Origin of the sequence: Marinobacterium halophilum (genome assembly GCF_003014615.1) — a bacterium.
Classification (GTDB): Bacteria; Pseudomonadota; Gammaproteobacteria; order Pseudomonadales; family Balneatricaceae; genus Marinobacterium; species Marinobacterium halophilum.
Genome location: NZ_PYGI01000014.1, coordinates 83,320 through 110,186, shown reverse-complemented (window position 1 = coordinate 110,186; position 26,867 = coordinate 83,320). Strand labels below are relative to the sequence as shown.

The window sequence follows — 26,867 nt, the reverse complement described above, 5'->3', positions numbered from 1 at the left end:
TGCTACAAGGTGTTTTAACTAACACCCACTTATTTTTGAAGGAATAAACAACCATGGATAGCGCCCCCATTAAGGTAATGTCTCGTAAGGAAAAGCTGGGCCTCTTGATTAAAGAGATGCAAAGCGGGCTTCTGGAGCGAGAGCAGCAAACAAAACTGATACTTCTCGCAGCTTTGTCGGGTGAGCATGTGCTTTTGCTTGGGCCGCCTGGTACCGCAAAAAGCGAACTCGCAAAACGACTGAAAAACGCCTTCTTTGAAGCGGACTATTTTGAGCGCTTGCTGACCCGCTTCACCGTGCCCGAAGAGCTGTTTGGGCCGCTCTCCATCAAGGCGCTGGAAGATGATCGCTATCACCGCCTTACCAGTGGCTACCTTCCCGAGGCATCCGTTGCGTTTATAGACGAGATCTTCAAGGCCAATAGCGCCATTCTCAACAGTCTCCTGACCCTGTTGAATGAAAGACAATTCGATAACGGCAACACGCGCAAACAGGTTCCGCTTATCTCCGTCATTGCCGCCAGTAACGAGCTGCCAGAAGGCGAAGAGCTGAATGCCCTCTATGACCGCTTCATGCTGCGCAGCTTTGTGGAGCCGGTGTCGGGTAATGCGTTCCAGCAGCTTTTGACGATGGGTGAGGCGGTATGTGATCCGGCGCTGGATGTTCGTCTCCGAATTGAGGATTTGGGTGAAGTTCAGGCACAGGCTGAAAAGGTGGGTATCAGCAAAGGGGTTCTGGAGCTGTGCCAGAAGTTTCGGGAGTACTTGGTTGAGCAGGACATATATGTGTCTGACCGTCGCTGGCGCAAGGTCATCAAGCTAATCAAGGTTTCAGCACTTACCAATAACCAGACTGAAGCCAATATATATGACGCCTGGATACTGCCGCACTGCCTGTGGGAAAAGCCTGAGCAACTTGAGGGCCTGGTTGATCTTTATAAGAAGAATATTGCCATTGATGCAGATTTCAATCCCAAAAGGCTTCAGAGCATAGTAAGCGCATGGGAGAGTTACCTTCAAATGGATATCGATAACAAAAAACAGGTAATTGACGATTCAGGTCAGCCTTTATATATCGATGATGAAGGTGATATTACAACGTCGTCTCACTCAGATGAAACGAGGCATAAAATAAATAAAGAAGGCAAGCCATTATATACGGTTCATAATACCGATGAGCCTACAGTAGAGCCCAGCACAAGAGGTCGGGATAATGACCCCATAGAGGAAAATATACCAAACATTCCTCTGATGGAAACAATTCTATATTCAAAGGCCCATGTTGAGGGGCGTATTAATCCGGCCCTTGAGGCTCAGTCGAATATAGAAACTGTGTTACAGACTCTACGTAATCAGCGCGATAGAGCGAAATTGGTGCTTTGTAATCATCTTTGGATCGATGCATCCATTTTCCCTGAGCTGGATTCAAGTCTGCGAAACGCTATTTCTAAAACGGAAGAGCTGTTAGAGCGGATGGAAAAGGTAATCACGGGCTTCGAGGAACTTCCCCGAGAAAGCAGCCCTGCAACTTCAGCGATCTTTGAAGCAGGTGAAGTGAAAGAGGGTGAGCTGTGTGATTGAGAGTCATACCCCTCACCAACCACCTCTGGAGCCCATGCGCCTGGATGGTCTTGATAGCAGTTTTGCTCTTCTGGATGACGTGCCGGAAACGCTGGTTCCGGCACTGGTCACGAACCCCGCAGGGACGCTTCACGAGCGTTTACATGGCTTGGTTGCGATGCGCAGTAGTATGTTATCTGGCGAAACACCAAGAGAACTGCTGCCCTGGCCCGCCCAGCAAGTGCAAGAGTCCCTTCATGAATACTTAAATGCCCAAGGGTTGTTGAAATACTGTCATGGCAACGAAGAAGTAGTCGATGCCTTGCTCGCCGACATGCTAGAGGTTCTGGAGAACAAACAGCTGGAGCAGCACCGGTTACAAACGGTGTTGTTTGAGCAGTATGAGCAAGCAGCTTTACAGGATCTACGGGAGAAGTTGGCTAAACGAGCTAAAAAATCGGCAAGCAGGGGAGTGCCGGTACTCAGTCCTGAGGTGGTCGCCGAACTGGAGTCGCGTGCGTTGGCTACAAGCTGGTCCCAGGTGGCCGGTGCCGGCGGCTGGCTGTCGGATGTATGGGAAGAGCGTTTGGTTGTATGGGAAACACTTGCATCGGTGTTCTCTGACTTGGGCATGGTCGTTCATCTGGGCTTTGATCTGTCAAAAGGCTTTTTTCAAAGTCATGGCTGGCTCGATATGGTGCGACTCAAGGAAGTCCTGGCGCTGCTGCCTCAGCTCCAGGAGGTGATCAGGACCCTGGGCAGGATGAAAGCCAGTGAGGACAATCCGGCCATTGAAATGATCATGGAGTCGATGACCACCACACGCGTTCAAAAACGTGAGGTCAAAACACCGTTCGTTCCTATGGAAACCCGAGGTATCACACGCTCTGACTCGATCAGCCGTATGTTGCCTCAGGAAGCTGCATTGCTTGGGCATCCTGTGCTGAAAAAGCTTTGGCACGCTAAGCGGGCAGAACATGCGTTATTGAGTTATGCCGTCGAAGGTATCGAACTTGAAACGTTTGCGGCCGAAGTCACAGAGGATGTCGAAGTTAAACGAGCCGGTAAATCAAGGTCGGAAGAGTGCGGCCCAATGATCATTTGTCTCGACACCTCCGGCTCCATGGCGGGGAATCCGGAAACCATTGCCAAGGCGCTGACTCTTGAGTGCTTGAGCGTTGCCGCTCAGGAAAAACGCGGCTGCTATGTCTACCTGTTTGGCAGTCGGGATGAGGTGAAAGAGCTTGAGCTCTCGCCCAATGAGCAAGGGCTGGATCGCCTGATCGGCTTTCTGTCGATGTCGTTCGGAGGAGGTACAGATGCTGAAGGGCCGCTCCAAATGGCTTTGGAACGATGCAAATCCGAAGCCTGGCAGGATGCAGATATCCTGCTTGTCAGTGATGGAGAGTTTCCGTCTTCCAGCGATTTGGCTTCAAAGATTACACGTCGAAAGCAAAGCCATGCTTTGTCCGTGCATGGCGTACTGATTGGCTCGGGAGGCCATGCAATGGAAGAGCTATGTGATCCCTTGCATCGCTTTGATAGTTGGCTCGACCTCGCCCCGTAAAGGAATACAAGGAACTTACTATGTCTCTTGCTTATGAAAATTTCAAAATCGCAATAAACGACTCTGAGCAGATTCTTCGCGCTTATGACCAGCTGAATAAAGAGCGTAAAGAGGGGCGTGACCCTGAAGAGCTGAAAAGGGCGGCGCTCATCATGACGTTGACTGCCTGGGAAACCTACGTAGAGGATCGAGTTAAAGAAGAGGTTAATGCCCGTCTCAGAGCCTTGGATGGCAGCCAGATAGCGGCATACGTCCAGAAGCAGCTGGAAAAGGACTTGAAGACCTTTCACACGCCCAACTCGCAGAAAACAAAACACTTTTTTGAAGACTTTGTAGGTACTGATGTGACAGCACATTGGTCGTGGCCAAATCATGATGTTGAGGAAGTACGGGCAAAGCTCAATGGCTGGATAAAGAAACGTGGTGATGCTGTTCACCGATCAATCACTGATAAGCAATCGAGCCATCTGGTAAGCCGCGATGATATGAAAAAGTGCGTCAACTTCTTCAAGAAGCTGGTGGAGGTGACGGACGAAGCACTAGAGCGTGAGGTGTAGGCTATTTTTCATTGAGCATTTGGCTCGGTCAGGTTGTAAAGGATTAAAGGCACATGGCTGTACAACACGGTATCTGGAAAATTGGTGATAAACCGCAATCGCTGACTTCTGTGCGATTGGAAAGCGAGCTGCTGCTCGAGGAGCAAATTGCCAAGGACATCAGTATTCTCAATGATCACTGGCTGCTGATCGGACGCCAGGTCTATACCGATTTTGGCAAGTATATCGATCTTCTGGCGATAGATGCCTCGGGCTCCATCATCATTATCGAGCTGAAGAAAGACAAAACTCCCAGAGATGTTGTTGCCCAGGCAATCGATTACGCGGCTTGGGTCGAGACTCTCTCCACCGAAAAATTCGTTCAGATCTATGCCGATTTTGCCAGCAAGTATGGCCTTGCTGAAAAGGCGTTCGAACAGGCTTATAAAGCCAAGTTCGGTGTCGCGCCGGTTGAGGAAGAGGTCAACAGTTCCCACCAAATGGTGATCGTGGCCGCTGAGCTGGATGCGAGCACAGAGCGGATTATCAATTACCTCAATGACAAGGCCAGCGTTGCCCTGAACGCTGTATTTTTCTCGGTCTTCCGTGATGGTGAAAGCCAATACCTCAGCCGTTCCTGGATGATTGATCCTGTCGAAACCGAAGAGCATGCCGCAAATACAGGCCGCAAGGGCGAGTGGAACGGAGAGTTCTATGCCAGCTTCGGCACAGCACCCAGCGGTCGTAGTTGGCAGGATGCAACCACTCACGGGTTCATATCGGCAGGAGGTGGTCGTTGGTACAGTAAAACCCTGTTCATGCTCAAGCCCGGTGATCGCGTCTGGGTCAATATCCCAGGAACAGGGTATGTCGGTGTGGCGAAAGTTATGGATCATCCGGTGGTGGCTGATGACTTCCTGACGGATGACAAGATTATCCACGGGCAATATTTCACAGCTGCCGAATGTGGTGAAGATGATGCTGAGTATTTCGTCCCGGTCCAATGGTTACACAAGGTTGCGGTGAGTGAAGCCGTTAACGAAGTTGGTTTGTTTGGGAATCAGAACTCTGTAGCCAGACCCCGCACACCGAAATGGGAGCATACGGTCACACGGCTGAAGGACCTTTGGTCTATCGTAGATTAGCGAGACAGAAATATAAAAACAGGGAAAACGGGCCTTCGTTCAGTGGGCATCGGTGCGAGTCAATGGATATGACGGTAAGAAAAATTGCAATAGCGTAAAAAACTATCCTCAACATCCATCCGCTCCATCTCCTGTTTTCTTAAGTATTTGAAAAACAAGTTTTTTGTTTTTGGCATGACTTTGGCTTAGTCAAAGCAAGCACAAAACATTTAAGCAATACCGGAGGGTTATACATGTCGGAACTCAAGAAATTTCAGGTGCAATCAGCTCGCCCACTGCCGGTCATCGTGCTTGCAGACACCAGTGGCAGCATGTCAATTGATGGGAAAATTGAGGCGCTAAACCAAGGGCTGAAAGAGATGCTTTCAAGCTTTGCTTCTGAAAGCCGTCTGCGGGCAGAAATACAGGTTTCCGTTATTTCGTTTGGTGGGGATCAGGCGGAGATGATACTTCCGCTTACACCAGCACATCAGATTGAAGGCATGAAGGAGCTTGAGGCAGCTGGGCCTACTCCACTTGGTAGTGCATTGAAGATTGCCAATTCGCTAGTCGAAGACAAGGAGCGCATTCCCTCCCGTTCATATAAGCCGGTGCTAGTTCTCATCTCTGATGGCTATCCGACCGATGAATGGCAGGGGCCTTTTGAACGCTTTGCAAACGGAGAGCGCGCACAGAAGGCGACTCGGTTTGCCATGGCGATTGGGTCCGATGCCGACGAGTCCATGCTCGCAGACTTCGCCAATGACCCGGAGGCACCGCTCTTCCGTGCTGAAAATGCTCGTGATATTCATCGATTCTTCCGTGCTGTGACCATGAGCGTCAGTGCGCGTAGCCAGTCAGTGAAGCCAAATCAGTCAACCCCCTTGCAGATTCCATCAGAGAATGAAGAGGACTGGGAATTCTGATGCGAATTTTAGCTGCCGGTGCTTCGGTAAAAGGGCCGGCTCATGAGCAGGATGGACTGCCGAACCAAGATTCCATGTCAGTTCGTGGCCTGAGTGGAGGCTGTTTCGCTTCTGTAGCTGATGGGTTGGGCAGTCGTCGATATAGCGATACAGGATCGCGTATGGCGGTTGTGTTGGCTCGGAAGGTTGCACTGAGTAACGAGCATCTCCAAAGCATCGATGTCCCCGTTCGTTTGAGCCAGCATTGGCGTGCGGCCTTCGATAATTGCTACGACGATTATGAAACGACCTGTCTTTGGGCGTGGGTAGATTGCAATGGCGAGGGCGTGGTTGGCCAAGCAGGCGATGGCTTGGTCCTAATCCGTAGCCGGGGGCAATTTCGCGTTTTAACGGGCCAGAAGGATGGTTTTGGTAATCAGACCACGACATTGGCACAAGCAGACTCATTAGGGGCAACGAGTGGCAACATTTTCCTAGCTTATCCTGGAGACGGAGCCCTGCTGATGACTGACGGGATCTCGGATGACCTGATTCCGGAGCAGCTTGAGCCTTTCTTTGATGCGGTCTATCGCCGTCAGCAGCGCTGTAGCAAGCGAAGAATGAAACGCTGGCTTGAGAGGGAGTTACGAGGTTGGTCCACGCCATACCATGGTGATGACAAAACTATCGCCAGTATTTTCAGAATGGATTAAGCACATGAGCACGACAGAAAAACAAAGAGCACGTCGCGTTGTTCAAGATACAAAGGGTGCGAGTTACCAACTGGTTGAGGAGATGAGCAGGGGGGGGCAGGGCATTGTTTACCGTACGAATCATCCACAGGTGCTGGTTAAAGGATTAAAGAATAAAGACGAGCATGGGCGTGAGATTAAAGATGTACAGGCGATTCAGCGCTGGCGTGAACACATTGAGTGGCTTACTCGTCAGGATTTCGGTGCCCTCAAGCTCGCCAGACCATTAATACTGCTGGCTCCACCCCGCAATGGTTATGTGATGGAGCTCATGGATGGTCTGGTATCACTTGAAAGCGTGTTGAATAGCTTTCTAGAGGCTGGGGAAGAGTCTGCGAAGGACTATCTCAAACAGGGAGGTCTGCGCAGGCGGTTGCGCATTCTGGGGCAGCTGGCAAGAACCCTTAATCAGTTGCACGCTAGAGGCATGCTGTACGGCGATCTTTCACCTGCCAATATCTTTGTATCGGACGATCCTGCACATGCAGAAACCTGGCTTATCGACTGCGACAACATCAGCCTGGAGGCCCACCGTGGCCTTACGTTGCATACGGTTGATTATGGTGCCCCTGAGGTTGTGCGTGGAGAAAAACTGCTCTGCAGTCTCACAGACTGTTGGAGTTTTGCGGTCATTGCCTATCAATTGCTGACCCACAACCATCCATTCAAGGGCGACATGGTCAACGACGGTGAGCCGGAGGATGAAGAGGCTGCGCTGAGGGGGGAGTACCCCTGGATCAACGATAATGACGACTTTGATAACGAATGCTCGAGCAACCTTCCCATCCATCTGGTTGAGAATAGTCGGCTATCGGAGTTGTTCCATCGCTGTTTTGAAGAAGGCCTCAAAAACCCGGTTGAGCGTCCTACCATGGCGGAGTGGCTAGAGGCGTTGACTGAGTGTGATGAGCGGCTGGTGCGTTGTGCCAACTGCGGTGCCCACAATCTGCTGCCTGCTGATTTCAATGAAGATGGCAGTCAGGAATGTTTCTTTTGCCCCTCAGAACTCGATGACAGCCTGGTGTTGTTTGAGGAATTTATCGTGCCGGCCGCTGAAGGTGCTGCAACTAAAAATCCGGATGAGTGGATAGCTACCGGTAGAAAGGTAGTGCTTCAGTCCGGTGATGGCCGCGAACTTAAACGATTAATGCCTACGTTCAGCTATGACCGCTGGCCCGGTGACCATCTTCAGGTTGAATACTCGGAGAACGGGCTAGGAATCCGTCCTCTTCCTGACGGGGCACTGCATTTACAGCGAGGAAATACGGTTAAGCAATTGGAGCGTTACCAGGGGCTTAAAGAGAGCTTGCGTGGTAAGCATGACGCTCCCTATTGGATCCACGTCGGCGAATTGGATCAGCAGCATATCGTTTGGCAATTCAGGTGGTGATTTATCATGAAATTTAAAGACCTACCACTGTTTGCGGAAGACTTACTGACGTTGACTAGCGAGGAAGATCTGAACGGTTTTCAGGCTGGTTTACCTATTCAGTTTCAGCCCTATGGTGACGAATGGATGGCGGTTCAGGGGGATATGCACGTTACCGTAGATTGTAACCCTGCTGACAGAGTGTCATTCGAGAGTCTGGTATTGCGAGATCAGGTTAAGTGGTTGCTGACGACAAAGCAGAAAGGCCAACTGCTGGTTCAATATTGCATACCGGTCGAAATTTCTCATCTGGATCTTGAGATTGGTGTTGATGAGTTAATTGTTGAGGACTTGTATGCCAAGCAGGAGATACCAGGCAAGGAAATGGGCCAGGCCTGCGACTGGTTTAAACAGTATTTTGTGGTCGAAACAGACACAGAGTACTGGCTTCCGATCGCGCGGTTCAATAACCGGACAGTTAAGGGTGGCTTTCAACTTCTAGGCCAGGGGTGGCGTGCAGATGTTGAAAGAAAAAATGATGGTGCCTTGCTGGTCAAGAGAGTAACTCGGCATGTTCGCAGAGATAGTGGGTTTTCTCTACTTGTTGGTCAATTTAGCTTCATGGACGTGTCTGTTAGCGCTGTGCTTAAGAGCGGGTCGCAGCAGGCTCTTCTGGATGCGGCCCTGCGAGATAATGCCAGTTATCTGGAACTGTGGAATCTGTATAACGACAAGGAGTGGCAGAACGCACTCAAGCAGGCTGAGACGTTACGATCTCTGAAGTTTGTTGATTGCGCGCCTTTTGAAGATGGCCGTGAAAATGCATGGAAACTGACTCCTCGGACCATGGACGACTATCGGGAGTTTCGTGAGCGCTGGGTTGGGCTCGATCTACCGTCAAACACCCAAGTCGATATTGGGGCTAGCCCGCCAGATTGGACGGAAGAGCTGACGACAGATCAAGGCGAGTCTGCAGGTCAGAACATACCTCGTGGAACCATTGTCTTCAAGCAGGACCACCTGGTTTTTCGGCCTGCCTCAAATCGTCGAAATGTTCGGCCCCGAGATAAGAAAGGCTGGCTATACCTTTCTTTGGCTGGCTACAGGACAGCTGGTAAAAGGCGATTGTCCGCCAAGCGGTCTATTGATTCAGGTAAACGTTTGCCGCAGTTGAAATGGCTGCTGGAAGGCGTTGCTATGCCTGCAGCACGGCGCAGGAGAGTAGATGGATTGACGCGCTATGCAAAAGAGGCATTCAAAGGAGGTAAACCGACAGAAAAGCAGGTTCAAGCACTGGATGCTGCCCTGAATACACCTGATTTGGCAATTGTTATCGGACCGCCGGGAACGGGGAAAACTCAAGTTATCGCTGCACTTCAGCGTCGTCTGGCTGAAGAGGCTCAGGAGCAGAGCCTTTCAGGGCAAGTACTGATCAGCAGCTTCCAGCATGACGCGGTAGATAATGCGCTTGATAGAAGTGATGTCTTGGGTCTGCCTGCCACGCGCGTTGGCGGGAAACGCAGCGCAGGTAATGAAGAACAGTTGATTGATCCCTGGGTCCAGCGAAAAACGGAGCACTTGCAAAAGGAAATCTCAGCAGAGTATGAGAAATACCCTGAGCTACAGAAGATTAAAGGGCTATCGGAAGCCTTGGCCTTTGTGCGAGTAGCTGGATATGAGCCTCAACGGTTGGCTGATGAGCTGGAGCGAGTCTTGGCAATGGCTCAGGATCTGGGGTCATATGGTCTGATTATTCATCCTGGAATCGAGACTGAGCTTGAAGACTACATCAAAGGATTACGCGCCCATCATACGACGCAGAAAAACGGATCCGTGGATCACAAGGCGTTGCGAAAGGTTCGTGCACTAAGAGATACAGAATTATCTTTCCTTGACGATGGTGCAGATCGAGCCTGGGACTTGTTCAGTTGGTTAAAACGTAATGACCAATACCCTACCCCGGAGTTGTTGGATTTTCTGGAGCAGCTTGCTGACGCTCATCAGGTAGACAAAAACACTTTAGATCAAATCTCGATCTGGAAAAATACGTTATTGGACCGCCTGCTACCAGATTATCGGCCTTCAGACTTGCGGTTCAGTATTGACCAAAAGGGATTTGAGCTGCTGAACAAGCTTGAGCACCTCATTGAGCATAAAGTTCAGGAGAGCAGGAAAGGTGTTGCTTGGGTTTTAGAGCAATTCTCAAGCAGTCTAGGCCTTGACCGCCAGGCAGCGCGAGACGCTATCGATGAATACTCCATGGTTGTGGGCGCCACCTGCCAGCAGGCAGCTGGTCAGCAAATGGCTAGCCTTAAGTCAGTATCTGGCTTGGATAGCTCTGAGATAGCGTTTGATACCGTTATTGTTGACGAGGCTGCACGAGCTAACCCGTTGGACCTGTTCGTTCCAATGGCGATGGCGAAGCGGAGAATCATTTTGGTAGGGGATGACCGGCAGCTGCCTCATATGTTGGAACCGAATATCGAGGGACAACTGCAGGAAGAGCATCAGTTAACAGAGCAGCAGTTGGAAGCATTTCGGTCCAGTTTGTTTGAGCGCTTGAGAATCAAGCTATTGGATCTTGAGAAGCAGGACTCTATCCGTCGGGTTGTAATGCTGGATACCCAATTCCGCATGCATCCAATCCAGGGTGATTTCGTCAGTAAACACTTCTATGAAGCCTTTGGTCTTGGCAAGGTCCATTCTGGACGCATGTCTGAGGATTTCGTTTTTTCAGAGTTATTTTTGAGCGAAATGAAAGAGTTGAGCGAGTGTTACCGAGATCGAGTTTGTCAGTGGATTGATGTTTCTGTGACTGAAGGAAGGGATTGCAAGCGAGGAACCAGTCGCATCAGGGAAGCTGAAGCAGATCGTGTGGTAGAGGAAGTATGTCGCTTAATGAAGGCTGGTGGTGAAGCTTTGTCGATTGGAATTATTACCTTTTACGCAGCCCAGCGGGATCTGATTATGGAAAAGCTGGCGCAAACTTATATCAATGGTACACCTTTGATGGTGGCCCAGGACTCTGGGTATGAACCTCATGCTGATTTCAAATGGACGAAAAAGCCAAATTCAGATGGGTCTTATAGCCAGGAAGAACGACTTCGGGTTGGCTCAGTGGATGCGTTCCAGGGTAAGGAGTTTGATGTCGTTTTGCTGTCTTCTGTCCGAACATATAAGGCTGTTCGACCTAAACAGGGATGTGAGCCTGACGAGCGAGAAGTTCAGCTTAATCGCCAGTTCGGGTTCCTGCGCTTGCCTAACCGTATGAACGTAGCCATGAGTCGTCAGCGGCAAATGTTGATTTGCGTTGGCGATGCGAATTTGGCGACTAACTCGGATGCAGAAGAGGCTGTTCCTGCACTGGCGGCATTCCACAAATTGTGTGGAGGTGAGCATGGCGCACTTCGCTGAGACAGGCACTTATCTAAAGTTTTCTGAGCGTCCGAGAAACAAGTCAAAAGCAATACTTTGGCCTGTTATGGTGCATCGCGTGCTCTATCCAGAACCAAGGAGGGTCGAGCTGAATCTGTTCCAGCGTGCGGTTTTAGGTTTAATTAGAGCTGGAGCAAAATCTCAAGATGCCATTGCCAATTTGACGGGGCTGCATCCGGACCTGATCGCTTTTATTGTTGCACAAGGCGTCAGTAATGGCTGGCTGGCGCCTCAAGCCAACGAGTTGACTGATAAAGGGTTCAAGCTACTGGATGATGAGGAAGATGAAGCGGCGAACCTCAAAGCAGGTTACATATTTCAGGATGCAATATCCGGGGAGTACTGGCCGAGGTTAGTAACTCGGCTGGAACAAGTTGAGGCGCTTGACCCCTTTGCGCGGTTTCCTGAGTTTGTCTCTGAAAGGAAGACAGGTGATACCTATAGGCCCTTTCTTGCGAGAGCAGGGCAAGTGGACCTGCCAGCCCTCGACAATGAGGTATTAACAAAGGCGTATCGAGAGTATCAGAGAGACTTTCGTTCAAATCAGCAACTATATGGGACGTCTGGACCGTTAAAGCAGGTGCGCTTAAAGGGCATTCAGCACCTGGATGAGTCTCCTGAGCCTGCCAGAGTGCTGCTTTGGGTTGTGGGTGACGAGGAGGGGAGTGAGCTTTGGTCCATTAAAGATCCGTTTGCTTTGAGAGAAGATGCCTGGTGGCTGGTCACAAGCATGAAGCAGTTACTTCAAGATAATAAAAAACTGCGTACCTTTCTTTCACCATTGGTTGGGATTCCCGATGCAGGCTCAATGACTAAGGAAGAATGGTACGAGGCCCTGTCGAAGAAAACTGAGCTGGATATTCTTATTAAATATCCATGGCTCGAGCGTCAGCCGGACATAAAAATCTATTTTGCTCGACTCATGCAGTGGCAAGAAAAAATAGAGTCAGGGCTTCGATGGGACTCTGACTTAGAGGCAGCAATTGGAGACTGTCAGAAGCTTCTTGAGGTTGTCATGCAATGGTTAATCAAGACCTTTCCCGCAGAACATAATCGGATATCAAGTAGGTCAAACCCAAAGCAAGTACTTAGAGCATTAACAATTCCTTCATTTTCAAATGAAGTTGTTCAAATATTGGCTCGGCAGGATATTAGGCAAGTTATTCGAGCCTGTCAGAACCCGTCAAGTTCTCTAAAAGCTCTGCTGTTTGCTGCTGGAATGGGAGTGTTGGGTGCGAAGCAATATCAGCATCCCCTAATGGTATTGGAGGGTGAAGATCTAAGGCTGGATATCTTGCTGCAGCTGGCAGACCTTCGTAATCAAAGCAGCCATGGACAGAGCAGCTTTAAGAAGCGAGCACCACAAGAGCTCTCCGCAGAAGTTGTGATAAAGAACATTAGGTACGCGCAAGAGTTCACGGCGAATTTTAAGGATTGGATGTAATGACAAAGAAGAATGGAAATAGACGTAATGGAAACCAGGGATCTCAGGGACAGACTGCCAGTGCAGCAAATGCCCCCCAATCTTTGGAAAAGCTGCGTCCTGTGTGGAGCGCGTCATTTGAAAACGCTTCCAAGGTATACCAGTCCTGCAATATAGACCTGGATATTAAAGTTGATCAGGAGTGGCTGTGTACTGTACTTGATCGTTTGCAGCAAAACGAAGATGCAAGCCTTGTGGCTAAGTGGATTGAACGGTTTGCTGATGTTTGCAAAGAACTTGGGAAATATCAGGAAAAGCTGAACGAAGAGTACGCTCAACGATGGGAGCAGGCGAATCAACTTGGCGAAGAGAATGCGGTCGAGAGGCAGCGTCTTAAGGACGAAGTTGAGCGTCTTGAAGTGAACCTTGCTGAGAGTGATCAACGTCAATCAGAGCTGGAAACAGCTGAACTCGAATTAGCCAAGAACAAGAGTGAGTTGTTGGATAAGGAGCGAGCTCTGAGGCGGCGCGAGTTGAATGCCGAGGCGGGCTTTGTTGAGCAAAATGAGCTTGCACTAAAGCAGGTTGAAGAGCATCAACGTGAGCTGCTCAGGCAGAAAGAGTCTGATCTTGAGGAGATCCGAGATCAGCAGCGGCACCTTCTGGAGGAGGTCAAACAGGCTGAGCGGGCGCTTAAAGAGGTAAAACACAGCAGTTTGGAAGCGGAGGCAGATCGCGTCAGGCAGCTGGAGGAGAAGGAGTTAGAGCTTCGGCAGTTAAAAGCCAAGTTCAGTCGAGATCGAACCAGGTTAGATCTCGATTGGGCTGAGCTTAAAGCCTCAGAATCTGCTCTGAATGATCAAGTAGCCTCGACTGTGGAAGCAGAGCGTGCCGGTTTTGAGGTTGAGATCGCAAAAGTATCCGCGCAACGTGACAAAGCCTGGGAAAAGCTTCACAAGCTCCAAGAGCGTTTACATGACCTAGAAGAGTTAACCAGCGTTCTGGGTGAACGTGCGCCGACTGAAATTCTTTCGGCCCTCGATAATCTGAAGGACGAAAACTGCGATCTGAGAAGGCAGCTGGAGGTTGCTGATACTGCAGAGTTGCGGGCTGATAACCAATATCTCCGTGATAAAGTATCAGATTTGGAGCGAGATATTGCTGCTATTCGACCAGAGTTGGATGCGGCGCGCCGAGAGCTAAGCGTTAAACGTGTGGCAGCGACTGAATTAGAGGCAGTGGCGCGCGAAAAACGCGTTCTCGAATACCATAAAAATACACTGTCTGTGCATATAGATGATCTTGAGAGCCGTATTGATCAACTTACCAATGCCCAGAAGGCTAATAACGCCTTCCCTGCTATGTCGTTGATGGACTCTGAAAGGGAGTATCAGGCCAGCACTGAATTGGAGCATATACCAAATCTGAAGGATTTTGCACATGAACTTCAGTACCGTATAGCCAGAGCTGAGAAGCATGTAGAGCTGTTCTACTCTGTCGAAGACATCAGATTGCTGCTGGGCGGTTTGGCGATGAGCCAGTTGCACGTTTTTCAGGGCATCAGTGGTACTGGTAAGACCAGCTTGGCGAAGGCTTTCACCAAGGCAATGGGTGGTTTCTGTACAGACATCGCTGTACAGGCGGGTTGGAGAGACCGTGATGATTTGTTGGGTCACTTCAATGCCTTTGAGCGGCGCTTCTATGAGAAAGACTGCCTTCAGGCCCTGTACCAGGCGCAGACGCCTCGGTGGAAGGATACATGTAATGTGATCCTGTTGGATGAGATGAATTTGTCTCGCCCCGAGCAGTACTTTGCCGAATTCTTGTCCGCGCTTGAGAAAAACAACCCTGATGAACGCCTGATCAGTTTGTCTGAAACGGCCCTGCCGGGCGCCCCCGCTATGCTGAGAAATGGCCGCCAGATCTGGGTGCCCGATAACGTTTGGTTTATTGGCACGGCCAACCATGATGAAACAACAAACGAGCTGGCTGATAAAACCTATGACCGCTCTCACGTGATGACACTGCCAAAGCAGGATCACAGATTTGAGATTAAGGATTATGGCCCCGCAAGTTACTCATTCCGATCTCTGCAGGATGCTTTTGGTAAGGCGTGCAAGGATCATTCGGATTCTGTCAGAAGCTTGCTACAAGAGCTGACAGCAAATGATTTTACATCTCGGCTTGAGAGTGATTTCGGGCTTGGTTGGGGCAACCGTTTTGAGAAACAAGCGTTACGTTTTATCCCGGTGATGTTGGCTGCAGGGGCCTCTAAAGGCGAAGCACTGGACCATCTGCTCATGAGTAGAGTGATGCGTCAAGGAAAGGTAACAGGTCGTTTTGATGTCACCGCAGATGCTATCCGTAACCTGATGGATGCACTTGGGACTTTCTGGGATCAGTCGGGTCTTGAAGGCTTGCCCGAGAAGTCGCTGGAGCTGATGGAGAAAGACATCAAGCGCAAAGAGGTTGGCTTTTGATGTGGATAGATCGACTGACCGGTGATCAGATAGACCGGTTACCAGACGTTATTGAGCCTGGACGATATCTAGACACAGACCCTTCCTCCGGCCGACAAGTCCTGGACTCAGAGGGCAGTGGCCTTTTGGTTAGCGATGGCACGGAGTCCGTCGTCATTCGTGGTCAACGTCATATATTCGCTTCAGCTCCCAAGTCTTTGGATCAAAAGGTGGACTTGTTCGAGCGAATACTTGAGACGATCGATTCCAGCCTCGAGGATGATGGTGATTTGGTTTCACCACTTATGCCTGAGGGGGTGGTTAATGAGGACAGCCTTTTAAACGCTTTCGAGCTTAAGCTGCTGGAGATTATTGATGCTGGACATCTGCATCAAATATCCATGAGGCCAAGGCTCGATCTGCACTATGAAGACGAAGTGACAGATGTTGCCAGGGCGAAAAAGTTGGCGAAAGGAGCCTTGGTTCATCTCGCATCTCACTCGGAATGTTGGCAGCGTCAGACCTTGTCAGGAGTGATTCCCAAGCGTGTAAAAGCGCGCTTCAGCGAGGATGACTTTAATATCTATGAGAACCGGGTTTACGCCCGGTTACTGGATAAGATTGAGCAGTATTTGATTTGGCGAGTCGGTACGCTTCTACAGCTGCAGTCTGCAGTTACTGAGGCTTTGGAGTTTTACGGTGCTAATGACTTACATCATCGCCTTACGGAGGAGATCTGCAAGCTGTGGGGGAAAGCGTTTACACAGGACTCCACCAGCAAAGCTTCTGAGCAGCTGGCGGCAACACTCGAGCATCTTGAAAAAGCTCTGGGAACAATTCGGGGGCTAAAGCAAAGCGGGCTTTATCTTTTAGTAAGCCGCTCTGCACAGATAGGCAACGGCTTGCATCTTACAAATATTCTTAGTCATGATCAGCACTACCGTCACTTGGCGGTTCTATGGAATGAATTGAAGAGCATCGTGGGGGGCAAGCAAGCAACACCTGAGGAACGGAAGGAGCAAAATGTGATACTAAACCATGCTTATTCACGATATGCAGGTTTAGTGCTCCGTCATGCACTGCTTCCTTACCTTGGAAACAAACTGTCATCAAAGTGGGCTCGATTCAATATCGAACTCAGACAAGTTGGGTTCGATTGGCAGTTGGTTTTATCATCTGCCGATTCAGATAGCGATGGGCGAATTCTACTTGAGGTGATTCCATGGATGAGCATGGGTAGCCGACTGCATGATGTGTCTTTTGTACTGCAGGAGAAGGAGAGGCCAGTAACGATGATTGCATGGCCGAATATTGATGATAAATCGTTGTGCTCAGGTGGCGCAGCGACTGAGGCCATCTGGGTACAGCTTTCACCATTCGATCTCTACTGTGTTGAGAGATTTGGACTGTTGGTCGACAAGCTTTTGCAAAGCGAACTGGTTTCAGGATACAGCGCTGCGATCACTAAAGTACCAACCAAAACGCTCAAGTCGATGCCTTTTGATGCAGGATTTGAGGTGAATGAAGAGAAGCATCAGTTCAGAATTCTCAAGGCGCTAACTAATGAGCATCTCTCTAAAGTTGAAAGTTCTTTGGTGCATGATAATGCACTACAGCAGACTAGGGACCTGAAAAGAAGGCATGAAGAGATAGTAGAACTGCAGAAATGTCCGGTTTGTTCCGGTCCAGTTGAGGTTGTTCATCAAGCACCGAGCGGGTTTATTGCCGCATGTTCGTCTTGTAAGACTAATCGCTACCTCAGGGGTAATGCGATGGAGAGGGAGTATGAGCAAAGCCTTGACGGGCTGATATCCTTCGAACTTGTAGGCCGGCGAAGTTTTTTGTGTAAGCTTTGAAGCTGTGCTCTGACCACCCGAATAGCTGCCTTCGACTGTGAAGAGTATTTAGGATCAGAATTTCATAGAGGGTGAGGTTGAGGAAGGTAGAAACGTAAAAGTAGCTCCTAATAAGTAATACTTATTACATATGGTTTTTTGTATTTCCACATAAATATTCACCAACTAATTGAAAAATATACATATTTTCGTTTTGGCATGCTTATGGCTTAGACAGCCTGAGCATTTCGGTATGGATGATCAGACCGGTCTGTAGATTTTTGGATTCGGTAAAAGGGAGTCTGAGCAATGAATGACATGCAGTATGCGAAAAGTCGGTTACGAGGCTGGGTTGACTCCTTCTTGAAACAAAGAGGATGCACCGCGCCCAGTGGTTTACCTCTTTACAGCTACGCCACAACCGACAATGAGCTCCAAATGCTCAGCGTATTGTTGTCCGTGTGCCCGGAAGAACGAGAAAGCATCATATCTGGAACTTATTGGGCGGCAGGGTACTGTCTGTTTGTTGCAGAACGCTATCGTCGCCAATATGACGCCAACTGGTCATGGCAAGCGTTTGATTCTGAACTTGAGCTCAGCTTGCAGCCGATTGAGCACAAGGGCCTGGTCAAGCGAGGGTTGGATTTTTGGGGTCGCCCCATTCGCTATCGTGCCCATGGTGCTGACTATCTTGGCTCCCTTTTCGCTGAAGGCGGGCTGCCCTGGAAGCTGCTGCAGAGTGAAGGGCATGGCTTTGGTCGGGCAATCAAGTCAGGCATCAGGCATTACCATGAGTGCAAGCGCGATGGGCGAGATATTGCCCAGGTTATTTGCGAATACGGACAGTATTTCCCTCAGTCTTTTCAGAATGAAGAGAAGTACCAGTTGTTGGCCCGAGTGATCGAGACGCTCATGCTGCTGGCAGAGCAGCACGCGCTTGATGAACAGGATGACCCCGCTGCTTATCTGAATAGCCATTACCCCCAGTGGCGCGATGAATTTCCGCTGCCGCTGGAAGAAGAAAATGGCCACAGCCTGGTTAACGAATGGCTGAGGGATGCAGGTGTACGTCTAGAAGAGCGCAAGCGTGCCGAAGAGATGGCGCGTTACTTTACCTGTGAGCATCGAATTGATGGCTCCATTGAACTGGCGCGTTTGTTGGCGGAAGTCAGACTGGCACCGTCGCTGCAGGTGAAGCTGGATGGACGTAAGCTCAGCACGACTCGCGTTGAGCTGGCGCTGTACGAAGGCGACCAAATGGTACTGAAGCTGGGGGCGGCCTATGGGCGGCTTGAGGGGGATGTGCTGGCGGTCAAACTTCCTGCCGAGGTTGTTAAATGCCGCCGCAAGTCGCCAGACAAGCCTTTGTTTCTAGTGTGTTCCTGTGCCGGTGAGCGGCTGGACACGCACACCATTCAGTTCAGTGAGGTGGATTGGAACCAATTGCCTGCTGTTTTTGTCGAGGAGGGTGACGAGGTTTATCTGGTCGGCATTGCATCGGTGAAAGCTAAAGCACCTGAAGTGCTGTTGCGCGTACCTGTCAGCATGAAAATTGAGGGCATGCCGTCCGTTGCTGCTGATGCAGAAGTGGGTTTCTGGTACCGCGTTAGTCAGCCCACAATCATATCGGATGCAGGTGCCAGTTATCTGATTGAGCCCGGAAGTTCGTCTGCTGCTGAGCGTGTTGAATTTCAGGGGGTGCTATCACCCTACGAAACACTTCCAATTGCGACTTGGCTTGGGTGGCCCCGCTGTATGCTCGCCAGCGCATCGGCAGAGGGGCGAAGACCTGAGTCGTACCGAGTGAATGATCAGGTGTTCCAGAGCATCGATTCACTGCCTCTGGTTGGAAGCTTCAAGGTTGAGGTGCTTGGCCCGGATCAACAGGTATTGGCGCGTCGAAAGCTGGGTGTATTACCCCGTGATTTTTCGATTGCGTCGCTGCCTGCTTCTTCGCAGGTGCCGGCGCGTATTTCAATTAGGACGGTGCAGGGGCTAAAGGTTCGTGTGCTGAACGAAAGCCTGCACACTGAGGTTCGAAGAGAAGGGAGTACCACTACCGTTGAGCTGACGCCAGTTGATCAGCAACCCGACCGGGTGTTGCTGGAGATCTCAGATCAACGCAACCACGCTGATGGTATTGTAATTCGGCTACCTTACCCCGAAGAGGGTGTTCAGCTGGTTGAAGATGACGGTAGCCTGTTCCGAGCACATGACCTCACACTGGATCGCATTTTGGGAATGTCACTGGTCATGACGCCTCCTCCGGGTAGAACGCAAACTTTTCACCTCTCGCTTGAACTGATGGGGCGAGCGGCGGGTTTGGAAAAGCGTTATACCTATGACGTTAAGAGCACCTCGACACAGGTGAGCCTGTTCTCGCTCTATGACGACATCTTGTCCCTGTTCAGCTGTAGTGCCGAGCAGGATGCAGTTGTTCGTTGCAAGATAGAAACCTCACGCCCACTCAAGCAATTAGATATTCGTCGTTATAGTGCTGAAATTCGGTTTACAGGCGGGCTGGGACAGTTCTTTGAACTGACTGATCATAATCTTCAGCCGTTGGTGCACAGGGCGGAAGGGACTGTGGTCATGGCCATGAAAGTGCAGACTCCCGAGGAGGCTCCTGTTGAGCTACAACCCCAATCAATCCAAAGCCTGACAACGGGTGTTTTCGAGTTACCGGCACGACTGCAAAAGGATGGCCCTTGGTTGCTGTATCCAGCCGAAGGCTCAGCCACTTTCTTCCGTCCGGCACTACATGTACCCGATGTCGCTGCTTGTACACCCGATGATGGGCAGGTGATTAAAACGCTTAACTCTGCTGCTCGTTACTATCACCCCAGGCTTCGGCCGGACGTATTCAATGATGTGCTGGATGATATGTCAGTGCATTTTCTGCACAGTAGCTGGCTCTACCTGACTGAGCTGAAGCAGCGTTACAAGCATGTTCCTCTGTCAGCTTTTGAAAGCTGGAAGCATCTGAGTCGTCACCCTCAGGCATTGGCCCTCGCGGTATTCCGACTCGAAATGGATGCGCGTTTTGCTGAACGACTGCAGCAGGAACTGGCGGTCATCTGGGAAGCGATAACGGTTGAGCAATGGAAATCAGCGCTTCTGGTATATGTTCAGGGCGTGTCGCAGCAGTTTGGTATTCCCGAGGAGATGGTCAAGAGCAGTGCAAAGTCGCGCATGGGCTTGCTGTCTGTTCAGGTGCCGTTGTTTAAAGATTTTTCGGGTGAGCTTTGTGCTAGTGAGGGAGAGAGCATAAGGAAGGTGCCCCTTGAGTTTGTACTACCCGATTGGTTAAGCAAACTTCGTATGCGTCAGGAGGATGCGCAATGGCCCGTGATCCTTAATGAAGCCTTGAGCAACTGGGTTCGTCAGCATGAGGATTATGCCTGGATGCGGGGGCTCGAAATGCCTGGTTATATGCGATCAGTTTTTTATATGCCTGTGTTTGCAGCCTGCCTGACGGCGGGTGTAGCGAGCTTGTCTGAGCTGGAAGCAGAAGAAGCTGCTTTGCGCTTTGGTTTTCGTGTTTTGTCTGATTTTGACCGGGATGGCTGGTATGGGCCGGTTTACTCAGCCACTTTGTCCGGTTTGCTTCACGCTAAAGGGAGTCACTCATGAGCGGTTATTTTAAGGATTTGATCAATCAGTCATTGAGTCGTACGCGTGAAGCGACGCTGTCCATTCTGGGCATCAACGATGCCGGGCTTAGAACACATCTTGCCGAGCAGATGCACAACCGCATGGGGGAGGAAGGCTGCTTTCTGGCGCCGCCTGTTTTTGAGCATACCTTTGGCTGGCAGTCAGGTGAACCGACCTTTGCGGACTTGAAAGGCAATCTGCTGTCGGAATCCGTCGTCAACGCACTCACTACCGCGGATAACTACGGTTTTGACGCCGATATTCGGCCCTATAAGCATCAGCTGGAAAGCTGGAACACCTTGCTGGCCGATAAGCCCAAGTCTGCGGTCATTACCACCGGCACAGGCTCGGGCAAGACTGAGTGCTTCATGATTCCGATCCTGCAGGATCTGGTCAATGAGCATGAACAAAGCAAAAGCGCACTGGTGGGTGTACGAGCACTCTTTTTGTACCCGCTGAACGCATTGATCAACTCTCAGCGCGAGCGTCTGGATGCATGGACCTCGCCATTCAACGACAACATCCGCTTCTGCTTGTATAACGGCAATACCGAAGAAAATGAGAGCTCTGTTCGCAAGACACAGCGCGAACGGCCCAACGAGATACTGTCACGTGAGCGGCTGCGCAAGGAGCCCGCACCGATCCTGATGACCAACGCAACCATGCTGGAATACATGCTGGTCCGTCAGGTGGACGATCCGATTCTGCGCATTTCACGAGAGCAGCAGTCTTTGCGCTGGATTGTGCTGGATGAAGCGCACACCTATGTAGGCTCTCAGGCTGCTGAGTTGTCGCTGCTGCTGCGTCGTGTGGTGGAAGCCTTCGGCAAGCAGGCACATGAAATTCGTTTTGTGGCTACATCGGCAACTATTGCCGGGGAAGGGGCGACACAAAAACTACAGTCCTATCTGGCATCGCTGGCGGGTGTGCCTGACGATCAGGTCGTGGTGATCAGTGGTTCACGGCAGGTACCCTCAGTTGAGCACGATCCGGACCCCATGCGCACACTCGATGAAATGCGTGCCATTGACCCAGGTAACACCGTTTCGAGAGACCGCTATACTGCCCTGTGCAATCACCCGCTGGCTTATCGAGTGCGGCAGACGCTGGTGGGCAGTGAAAAGCCTCTGGATCTCAATGAGCTTATCGGTGCAGTGGCTACGACGCTGGTAAGCAAGCAGAAGGAAGCACAGCAGCAGGAGCTGTTGCAGTGGATCGACTTGATGAGTGACACCCAGCCATCAAAGGACGAGCCGCCTTTCCTGAAACTGCGTGGTCACCTCCACCAGCGTATGCTGCATGGCCTCTGGAGCTGCATCGACCCTGGTTGCAGTGCCAAATCAGAGCATCTCAAAAAATGGCCATTCGGTAATGTCTATGTCACTCAGCGCGCCCGCTGTGAATGCAGTGCTCCAGTCTATGAGTTGGCATTCTGCGGTGACTGTAAAACGCCGCATTTGGTCGCTGAGGATGCGAATGGCACGCTGCGTCAGGCCAGTCCCTATTCCGGCGATGAATTCTCGCTTTTGGATGACGTCAATGATGAGTCCGTACCAGAAGTCGAAGACAGTCAATATTCAGGCAAGCAGTCTGTGGTTTTGGCTTCGACCGAGGTGGATCAGAAGTACGAGATCGTTCCTTTTAACAAGGAAACAGCTGAGCTGGGTGCGCTGAGTACACCCTCAGTGATTAACGTTCATCTGGCGACGGACAAAGGTTCAGAGTGTAGTCAGTGTGGCGAGTCTGGTCATGCACCTGCAGGATTCCTGCGCAAGTGTTACCTTGGGGCTCCGTTCTACGTCAGCAATGCTGTGCCGACTGTATTGGAGTTCTGTCCCGATCCTGAAGGCAAAGACATCAATCCTGAGAGCCTTCCGGGCCGTGGTCGCAAGTTGATCACTTTCACGGACAGCCGTCAGGGTACGGCACGCATGGCCGTGCGCATGCAGCAGGAAGCGGAGCGATCTCGGCTTAGGGGGCTTGTATTCTCGATTCTTCGTAACCGGCAAGCGCTCGAGAATTTGAATGCTCCCGCACTACCGGATAAATCGGTGGAAGAATTGCTTCAGGAAGCCGAACAGCTTGAACAGATGGGTATGTCGGACTTTGCTCAGCAGCGGCGCGATCAGGCAAAGCTGAAGCAGGACCCCGCAAGTGCTTCGCAGCAAGCGAAGCTTGGCTGGCAGGAATTGGCTTCAGATCTTGCTGCCGCCAACGATATCAAACATTCAATTCTTGATTACAACCGCTACGCGAACCCAGAGTTCTTTGGTGGCCATGACAACAGCATGACTCTGGCAAGCTTGCTGTTGCTGCGTGAGTTTGCTCGCCGTCCAAAAAACCAGAACAGTACCGAAACACTGGCACTGGTTCAGGTGGGTTATCTGGGGCTGGAGAATGTTCAGTCAGTCCCTCGTTTTTGGGCTGAAACGCTGGCCCCCAAAGTGGGTAATGATCAGGAAAGGGAGGCTTTGAGCCTGCAGGATTGGAAAGACTTCCTGAAGGTGGCGCTTGATTTTCATGTACGTGAAAACACGTTCATTGTCATGAACGAAAATGAACGTCATTGGTTGGGAGCCAAGTTTGCGCCCAAAGAGTTGGTAGCGCCTAACATTGATTACCAGGACACCTCACGCTCTAAAGCATGGCCTCAGTTTAAGCCTGGAAGACAACCGTCACGTCTAGTGAAATTGCTGATTCATGGTGTTGTGCTGGATTCGCATTCCGCTACCGATCGAGACAAGATCAATGAATGGCTCAAGTCCGCATGGCAGGAGCTTACACGCTTGCAGATCCTGCAAAGTCCAAGCGGCAGTGGCTACACGCTTGCGCGCCAAGCCATCACCTTTACTTTGCCTCAGAAGGCTTGGGTGTGTCCGATTAGTTATCGCTTGCTGGACACAACCTTTAGAGGTTTAACCCCTTATATCCCGAGAAAAGCTGAGCGCGTCCAGCTGGAATGCAAGTCGATTACAGTACCAGATTTTACTGCGTTGGCTCCTCAGGGTGAGGATGAAGGTGCCTTGTTGGCTATTCGAGGCAAGGTGGCTAACAACGACGTTGTTCAGCAGCTGCGCCAGGTCAGCCTGTGGAGTGATATCTCTGATCGCACAGTCGAGGGAGGCTTCTACTATCGAACAGCAGAACACTCTGCTCAGCAGTCCTCAAAACGCCTGGAAGGATATGAAGAGCTCTTTAAGAAAGGGAAGATCAACGTCCTGAACTGCTCTACAACCATGGAAATGGGGGTGGATATTGGCGGTATCTCCGCCGTGGTGATGAACAACGTCCCACCGCATCCTGCCAACTATCTGCAGCGCGCAGGCCGCGCGGGTCGCCGCAGTGAGGCCCGAGCTATCGCTTACACCCTGTGCAAATCTGATCCGCACAACACGCGCGTGTTCAACAACCCCAAGTGGGCATTCAGTACTGCGATTCCGGCCCCTGTAATCACGCTTAATGCTGAACCCTTGGTACAGAGGCATGTTAACTCCTACCTGCTGTCACAATTTTTGAAAGCACAGACTGCATCAGAGGGCGACCGTACCCGACTGACGGTACAGTGGTTTTTCCATGCCCATGAGGGTGTTGTTGACCGCTTCATCGATTGGTTGGGCAGTGAGGCCAAGGCGTTGGAGGAGGGGGCAAAGCGAATCGTCAAACGAACCGCCTTGGAGCTTGCCGGCATTGATACTTTGGCGACTAATTGCGCTGAGGCTATTGATAAGCTGGCTGAGGGCTGGCAAGAGGAATACCGGCAGATCAACCTGCGCCTGAATGCGGCAACAGACCCGAGCTATAAGAAAGCACTGGAGCTGGAGAAGGTCCGTCATGAAGGGGAGTACTTGCTGAAAGAGTTGGCTGCACGAGCGTTCCTGCCGGGATATGGTTTTCCGACCAATGTTGTTGCCCTCAATACCTACAATATTGAGGACTTCAAGAACAAGAAAAGTACAGCTGACTCCCAGAAATCCGGACGAGAGGACAACATATTTACCTACAAGGAGCAGCCTTCAAGGGGGCTGGATATCGCGGTAAGGGAATATGCGCCCGGCGCACAGATTGTCATTGATGGGCGTGTATACCGTTCGGCGGGTATCAAAATGCAGTCTTATCAGGAAGGAGCAAGCGGCGGTAGCCAGAAGTTTGACCTTTCCTGGCAGTGTGTGAGCTGTGGTACACCAAGCTATCAGGAGTATGCCTACTCGCATGGTGACGATCTCCATTGTCCGCAGTGTGATGCGAAGATTCCTGATCTCCAGGTTAAGAAGGTGCTTCGCCCTCTGGGATTTGTTACGGATTTCTACGAGCCGACAACTAATGACGTCTCTTCGCAGAAATTCATGCCTGTCGAGAGGCCCCTTGTGCATGTCAAAGGGGCGACTGTAGCACTGCCGGATCCTGCATGTGGCTTTGTTCGCTTTGGTGAAAACGGACAGATAGTGGTTCGCTCCGGTGGAGAGAACGGCAATGGGTTCGCGGTATGTATGAGCTGTGGCCGCGCTGATTCAATGACCCCCAATGGCAATCTTCCAAAAGGAATGGAACCGGACAAGAATCACCGTCCAATTGGTGGCGCCACGGGGAGCAAGAGCCAACCCGAGTGTTCAGGCGAGAGGGTTATGCCCAACCTTCATCTCGGCTATCAGGCAAGAACACATGTCGTCGAATGGACTTTCCGCAACCCGTTAACGGGCGGATGGATTCCGGAGGATGAAACAGGCCGTGTGATAGCGACAACGCTCGCGGTTGCCCTGCGTGACGCTGTCTCTGATCAGCTGGGCATTGCCAGTAGCGAAATGGGCTTTGGTGTTCGTCCTGATCGTGACATTGAAACAGGCGAAAAACGATACATTGTACAGGTCTACGATAACGTGGCCGGTGGCGCGGGCTTTGTGCTGACTGCCTTGCAGGAAATGACAAAGCTGTTGAGTGCAGCGCTCAAGAAATTGGAATGCTCTGCAAATTGTCAGACGGCCTGTTCTTCATGCCTGGCCAGCAAGGACAGCCGAGTTGAATTCGAGCAGCTGAACCGGCGGCTGGCGCTTGAGTGGATTCAGGAAAGCCGCTTCGCTGAACACCTGCAGCTGCCAGCACCCTTCAATACGGTCGACGGCGCCACATATTGGCCTTATGAGCCCGGTCGATTTATCCGTCACTGGATCAACAAATCAGCCAAGGAGATTCGGATTCGCCTCGGAGGTGATTGCAACCTGTGGGACTTGGGAGCACCTGAATTCCGTAAGCAGCTGATTGCATTGAAGGTGATCGATGACCGTGATGTCAGTGTGGTTCTGGAAACGCAGAGCTTACCGTCTGTCATTAAGGAGGAGTTGGCGCTGTTGTCTCGGTTTGGTATCAGGGTTGCACAGCTGAATGCGGGACAGAGTGTTAGTGGTGTTCACGCGCCAGTTCAGATCGTGGATAAAGAGGAGGGTATTGTTACTTTGCTCTCCGACTCTGAACTATCTGTCATTCCCGGTACAGATTGGCTGCAAGCCCAGGATGCCAGCATTTGGGTGACCTCCGAGAGACTGTCTGAGTGGGAGCTTGATCCGATCAACACTGACGAGTGGCTGGGCACTTATGCTACTGCTACCGTGCTTGAGGTCACCAAAGAGCTGAACGGTCCGATTGTTAACCTACATGACCGCTTCAGGGCGCTTTTGACTGATAAAGCACCTGGTTTTATGGCCAAGCTTCAGGGTGAGAAGGTTGTCGCGATCCGGTATGAAGACCGTTATCTGCGTTCACCCTGGACGGTGATGTTGTTGGCTGGTTTTATGCGTGTAATCCCAAGTGATGGCGTCAAATCGGTCACAGTCGAAACAGTTGCAGCGCCTCTTGGGCATACGGGCGATAAGCTGTGGGATAACTGGAATAATCTGCAGGATATGGAGGAGGTGTTGGAGGAGTGGGTCTCAGCACTTATGGGTACCCGTCCAGTGATCAATGCACGGGATTCTCTGGCAGAGGTAAGCCATCGCCGTGTTCTTACGCTTGAACTTGAATCGAGTACTCAGCTGAAGCTGGCCTTTGACCAGGGGATGGGATACTGGAAATGTACAGCGGATGCATACGGTTTGAAACGCTTCGATTTCAGTCTGCCAATCATGGAACAAGTAAAACAGATGCTGGACAGTTGGAATGGGGTCAAACTATCGCACGGTGGCGAGTGGCCGACAGATATTGCGCTGTATGAAGTCAGCTTGTGAGGCTTTACTAGAGGTTGTTAGTATTAACACGGTT

Annotated in this window: 13 protein-coding genes; all 13 read left to right on the top strand. The window is 50.9% G+C overall.

Translation table 11 applies throughout. The features are described 5' to 3' along the window. Nucleotides 1-53 precede the first annotated feature (53 nt). The 13 genes from CLV44_RS10900 to CLV44_RS10840 all read left to right on the top strand — a co-directional run bounded on the left by CLV44_RS10900 (nt 54) and on the right by CLV44_RS10840 (nt 26,833). Nucleotides 54-1,580 carry an AAA family ATPase gene (locus tag CLV44_RS10900; RefSeq protein ID WP_106592144.1) on the top strand — a complete coding sequence of 509 codons (1,527 nt, stop codon included), beginning with the start codon at nt 54-56 and terminating at the stop codon, nt 1,578-1,580. 34 nt (nt 1,581-1,614) lie between these two features. After that, on the top strand, nt 1,615-3,126 hold the full coding sequence (locus CLV44_RS10895) for a VWA domain-containing protein (RefSeq protein WP_106592143.1): 1,512 nt from the start codon (nt 1,615-1,617) through the stop codon (nt 3,124-3,126). A gap of 20 nt (nt 3,127-3,146) precedes the next feature. Continuing rightward, a complete protein-coding gene (locus CLV44_RS10890) occupies nt 3,147-3,683 on the top strand; it encodes a HEPN domain-containing protein (RefSeq protein ID WP_106592142.1) in 537 nt (178 codons plus the stop codon). Between the two features lie 53 nt (nt 3,684-3,736). Continuing rightward, on the top strand, nt 3,737-4,807 hold the full coding sequence (locus tag CLV44_RS10885; protein WP_106592141.1) for a PDDEXK family nuclease: 1,071 nt from the start codon (nt 3,737-3,739) through the stop codon (nt 4,805-4,807). Nucleotides 4,808-5,040: 233 nt separating this feature from the next. After that, a complete protein-coding gene (locus CLV44_RS10880; RefSeq protein ID WP_106592140.1) occupies nt 5,041-5,712 on the top strand; it encodes a vWA domain-containing protein in 672 nt (223 codons plus the stop codon). After that, nucleotides 5,712-6,404 (top strand): PP2C family serine/threonine-protein phosphatase, encoded by a 693-nt coding sequence (locus CLV44_RS10875; protein WP_106592139.1) that lies wholly within the window; start codon nt 5,712-5,714, stop codon nt 6,402-6,404. The genes CLV44_RS10880 and CLV44_RS10875 overlap by 1 nt, the downstream gene beginning before the upstream one ends. A 4-nt stretch (nt 6,405-6,408) precedes the next feature. Continuing rightward, nucleotides 6,409-7,833, top strand: a complete 1,425-nt coding sequence (locus CLV44_RS10870) for a protein kinase domain-containing protein (protein WP_106592138.1) — start codon at nt 6,409-6,411, stop codon at nt 7,831-7,833. A gap of 6 nt (nt 7,834-7,839) precedes the next feature. Beyond that, nucleotides 7,840-11,226 carry a DEAD/DEAH box helicase gene (locus tag CLV44_RS10865; protein WP_106592137.1) on the top strand — a complete coding sequence of 1,129 codons (3,387 nt, stop codon included), beginning with the start codon at nt 7,840-7,842 and terminating at the stop codon, nt 11,224-11,226. Then, the gene (locus tag CLV44_RS10860) at nt 11,210-12,691 is read left to right on the top strand and encodes a hypothetical protein (RefSeq protein ID WP_106592136.1); all 1,482 of its coding nucleotides are present in this window, start codon (nt 11,210-11,212) and stop codon (nt 12,689-12,691) included. The genes CLV44_RS10865 and CLV44_RS10860 overlap by 17 nt, the downstream gene beginning before the upstream one ends. Then, nucleotides 12,691-15,150, top strand: a complete 2,460-nt coding sequence (locus tag CLV44_RS10855) for a hypothetical protein (protein WP_211298128.1) — start codon at nt 12,691-12,693, stop codon at nt 15,148-15,150. Before CLV44_RS10860 ends, CLV44_RS10855 begins: the two co-directional genes overlap by 1 nt. After that, nucleotides 15,150-16,985, top strand: a complete 1,836-nt coding sequence (locus CLV44_RS10850) for a hypothetical protein (protein ID WP_211298127.1) — start codon at nt 15,150-15,152, stop codon at nt 16,983-16,985. The genes CLV44_RS10855 and CLV44_RS10850 overlap by 1 nt, the downstream gene beginning before the upstream one ends. Before the next feature lie 288 nt (nt 16,986-17,273). Then, nucleotides 17,274-20,597 carry an STY4851/ECs_5259 family protein gene (locus CLV44_RS10845; protein ID WP_146139995.1) on the top strand — a complete coding sequence of 1,108 codons (3,324 nt, stop codon included), beginning with the start codon at nt 17,274-17,276 and terminating at the stop codon, nt 20,595-20,597. Next, nucleotides 20,594-26,833, top strand: coding sequence for a DEAD/DEAH box helicase (locus tag CLV44_RS10840; RefSeq protein WP_106592133.1), 6,240 nt, complete (start codon nt 20,594-20,596; stop codon nt 26,831-26,833). Before CLV44_RS10845 ends, CLV44_RS10840 begins: the two co-directional genes overlap by 4 nt. Nucleotides 26,834-26,867 lie beyond the last annotated feature (34 nt).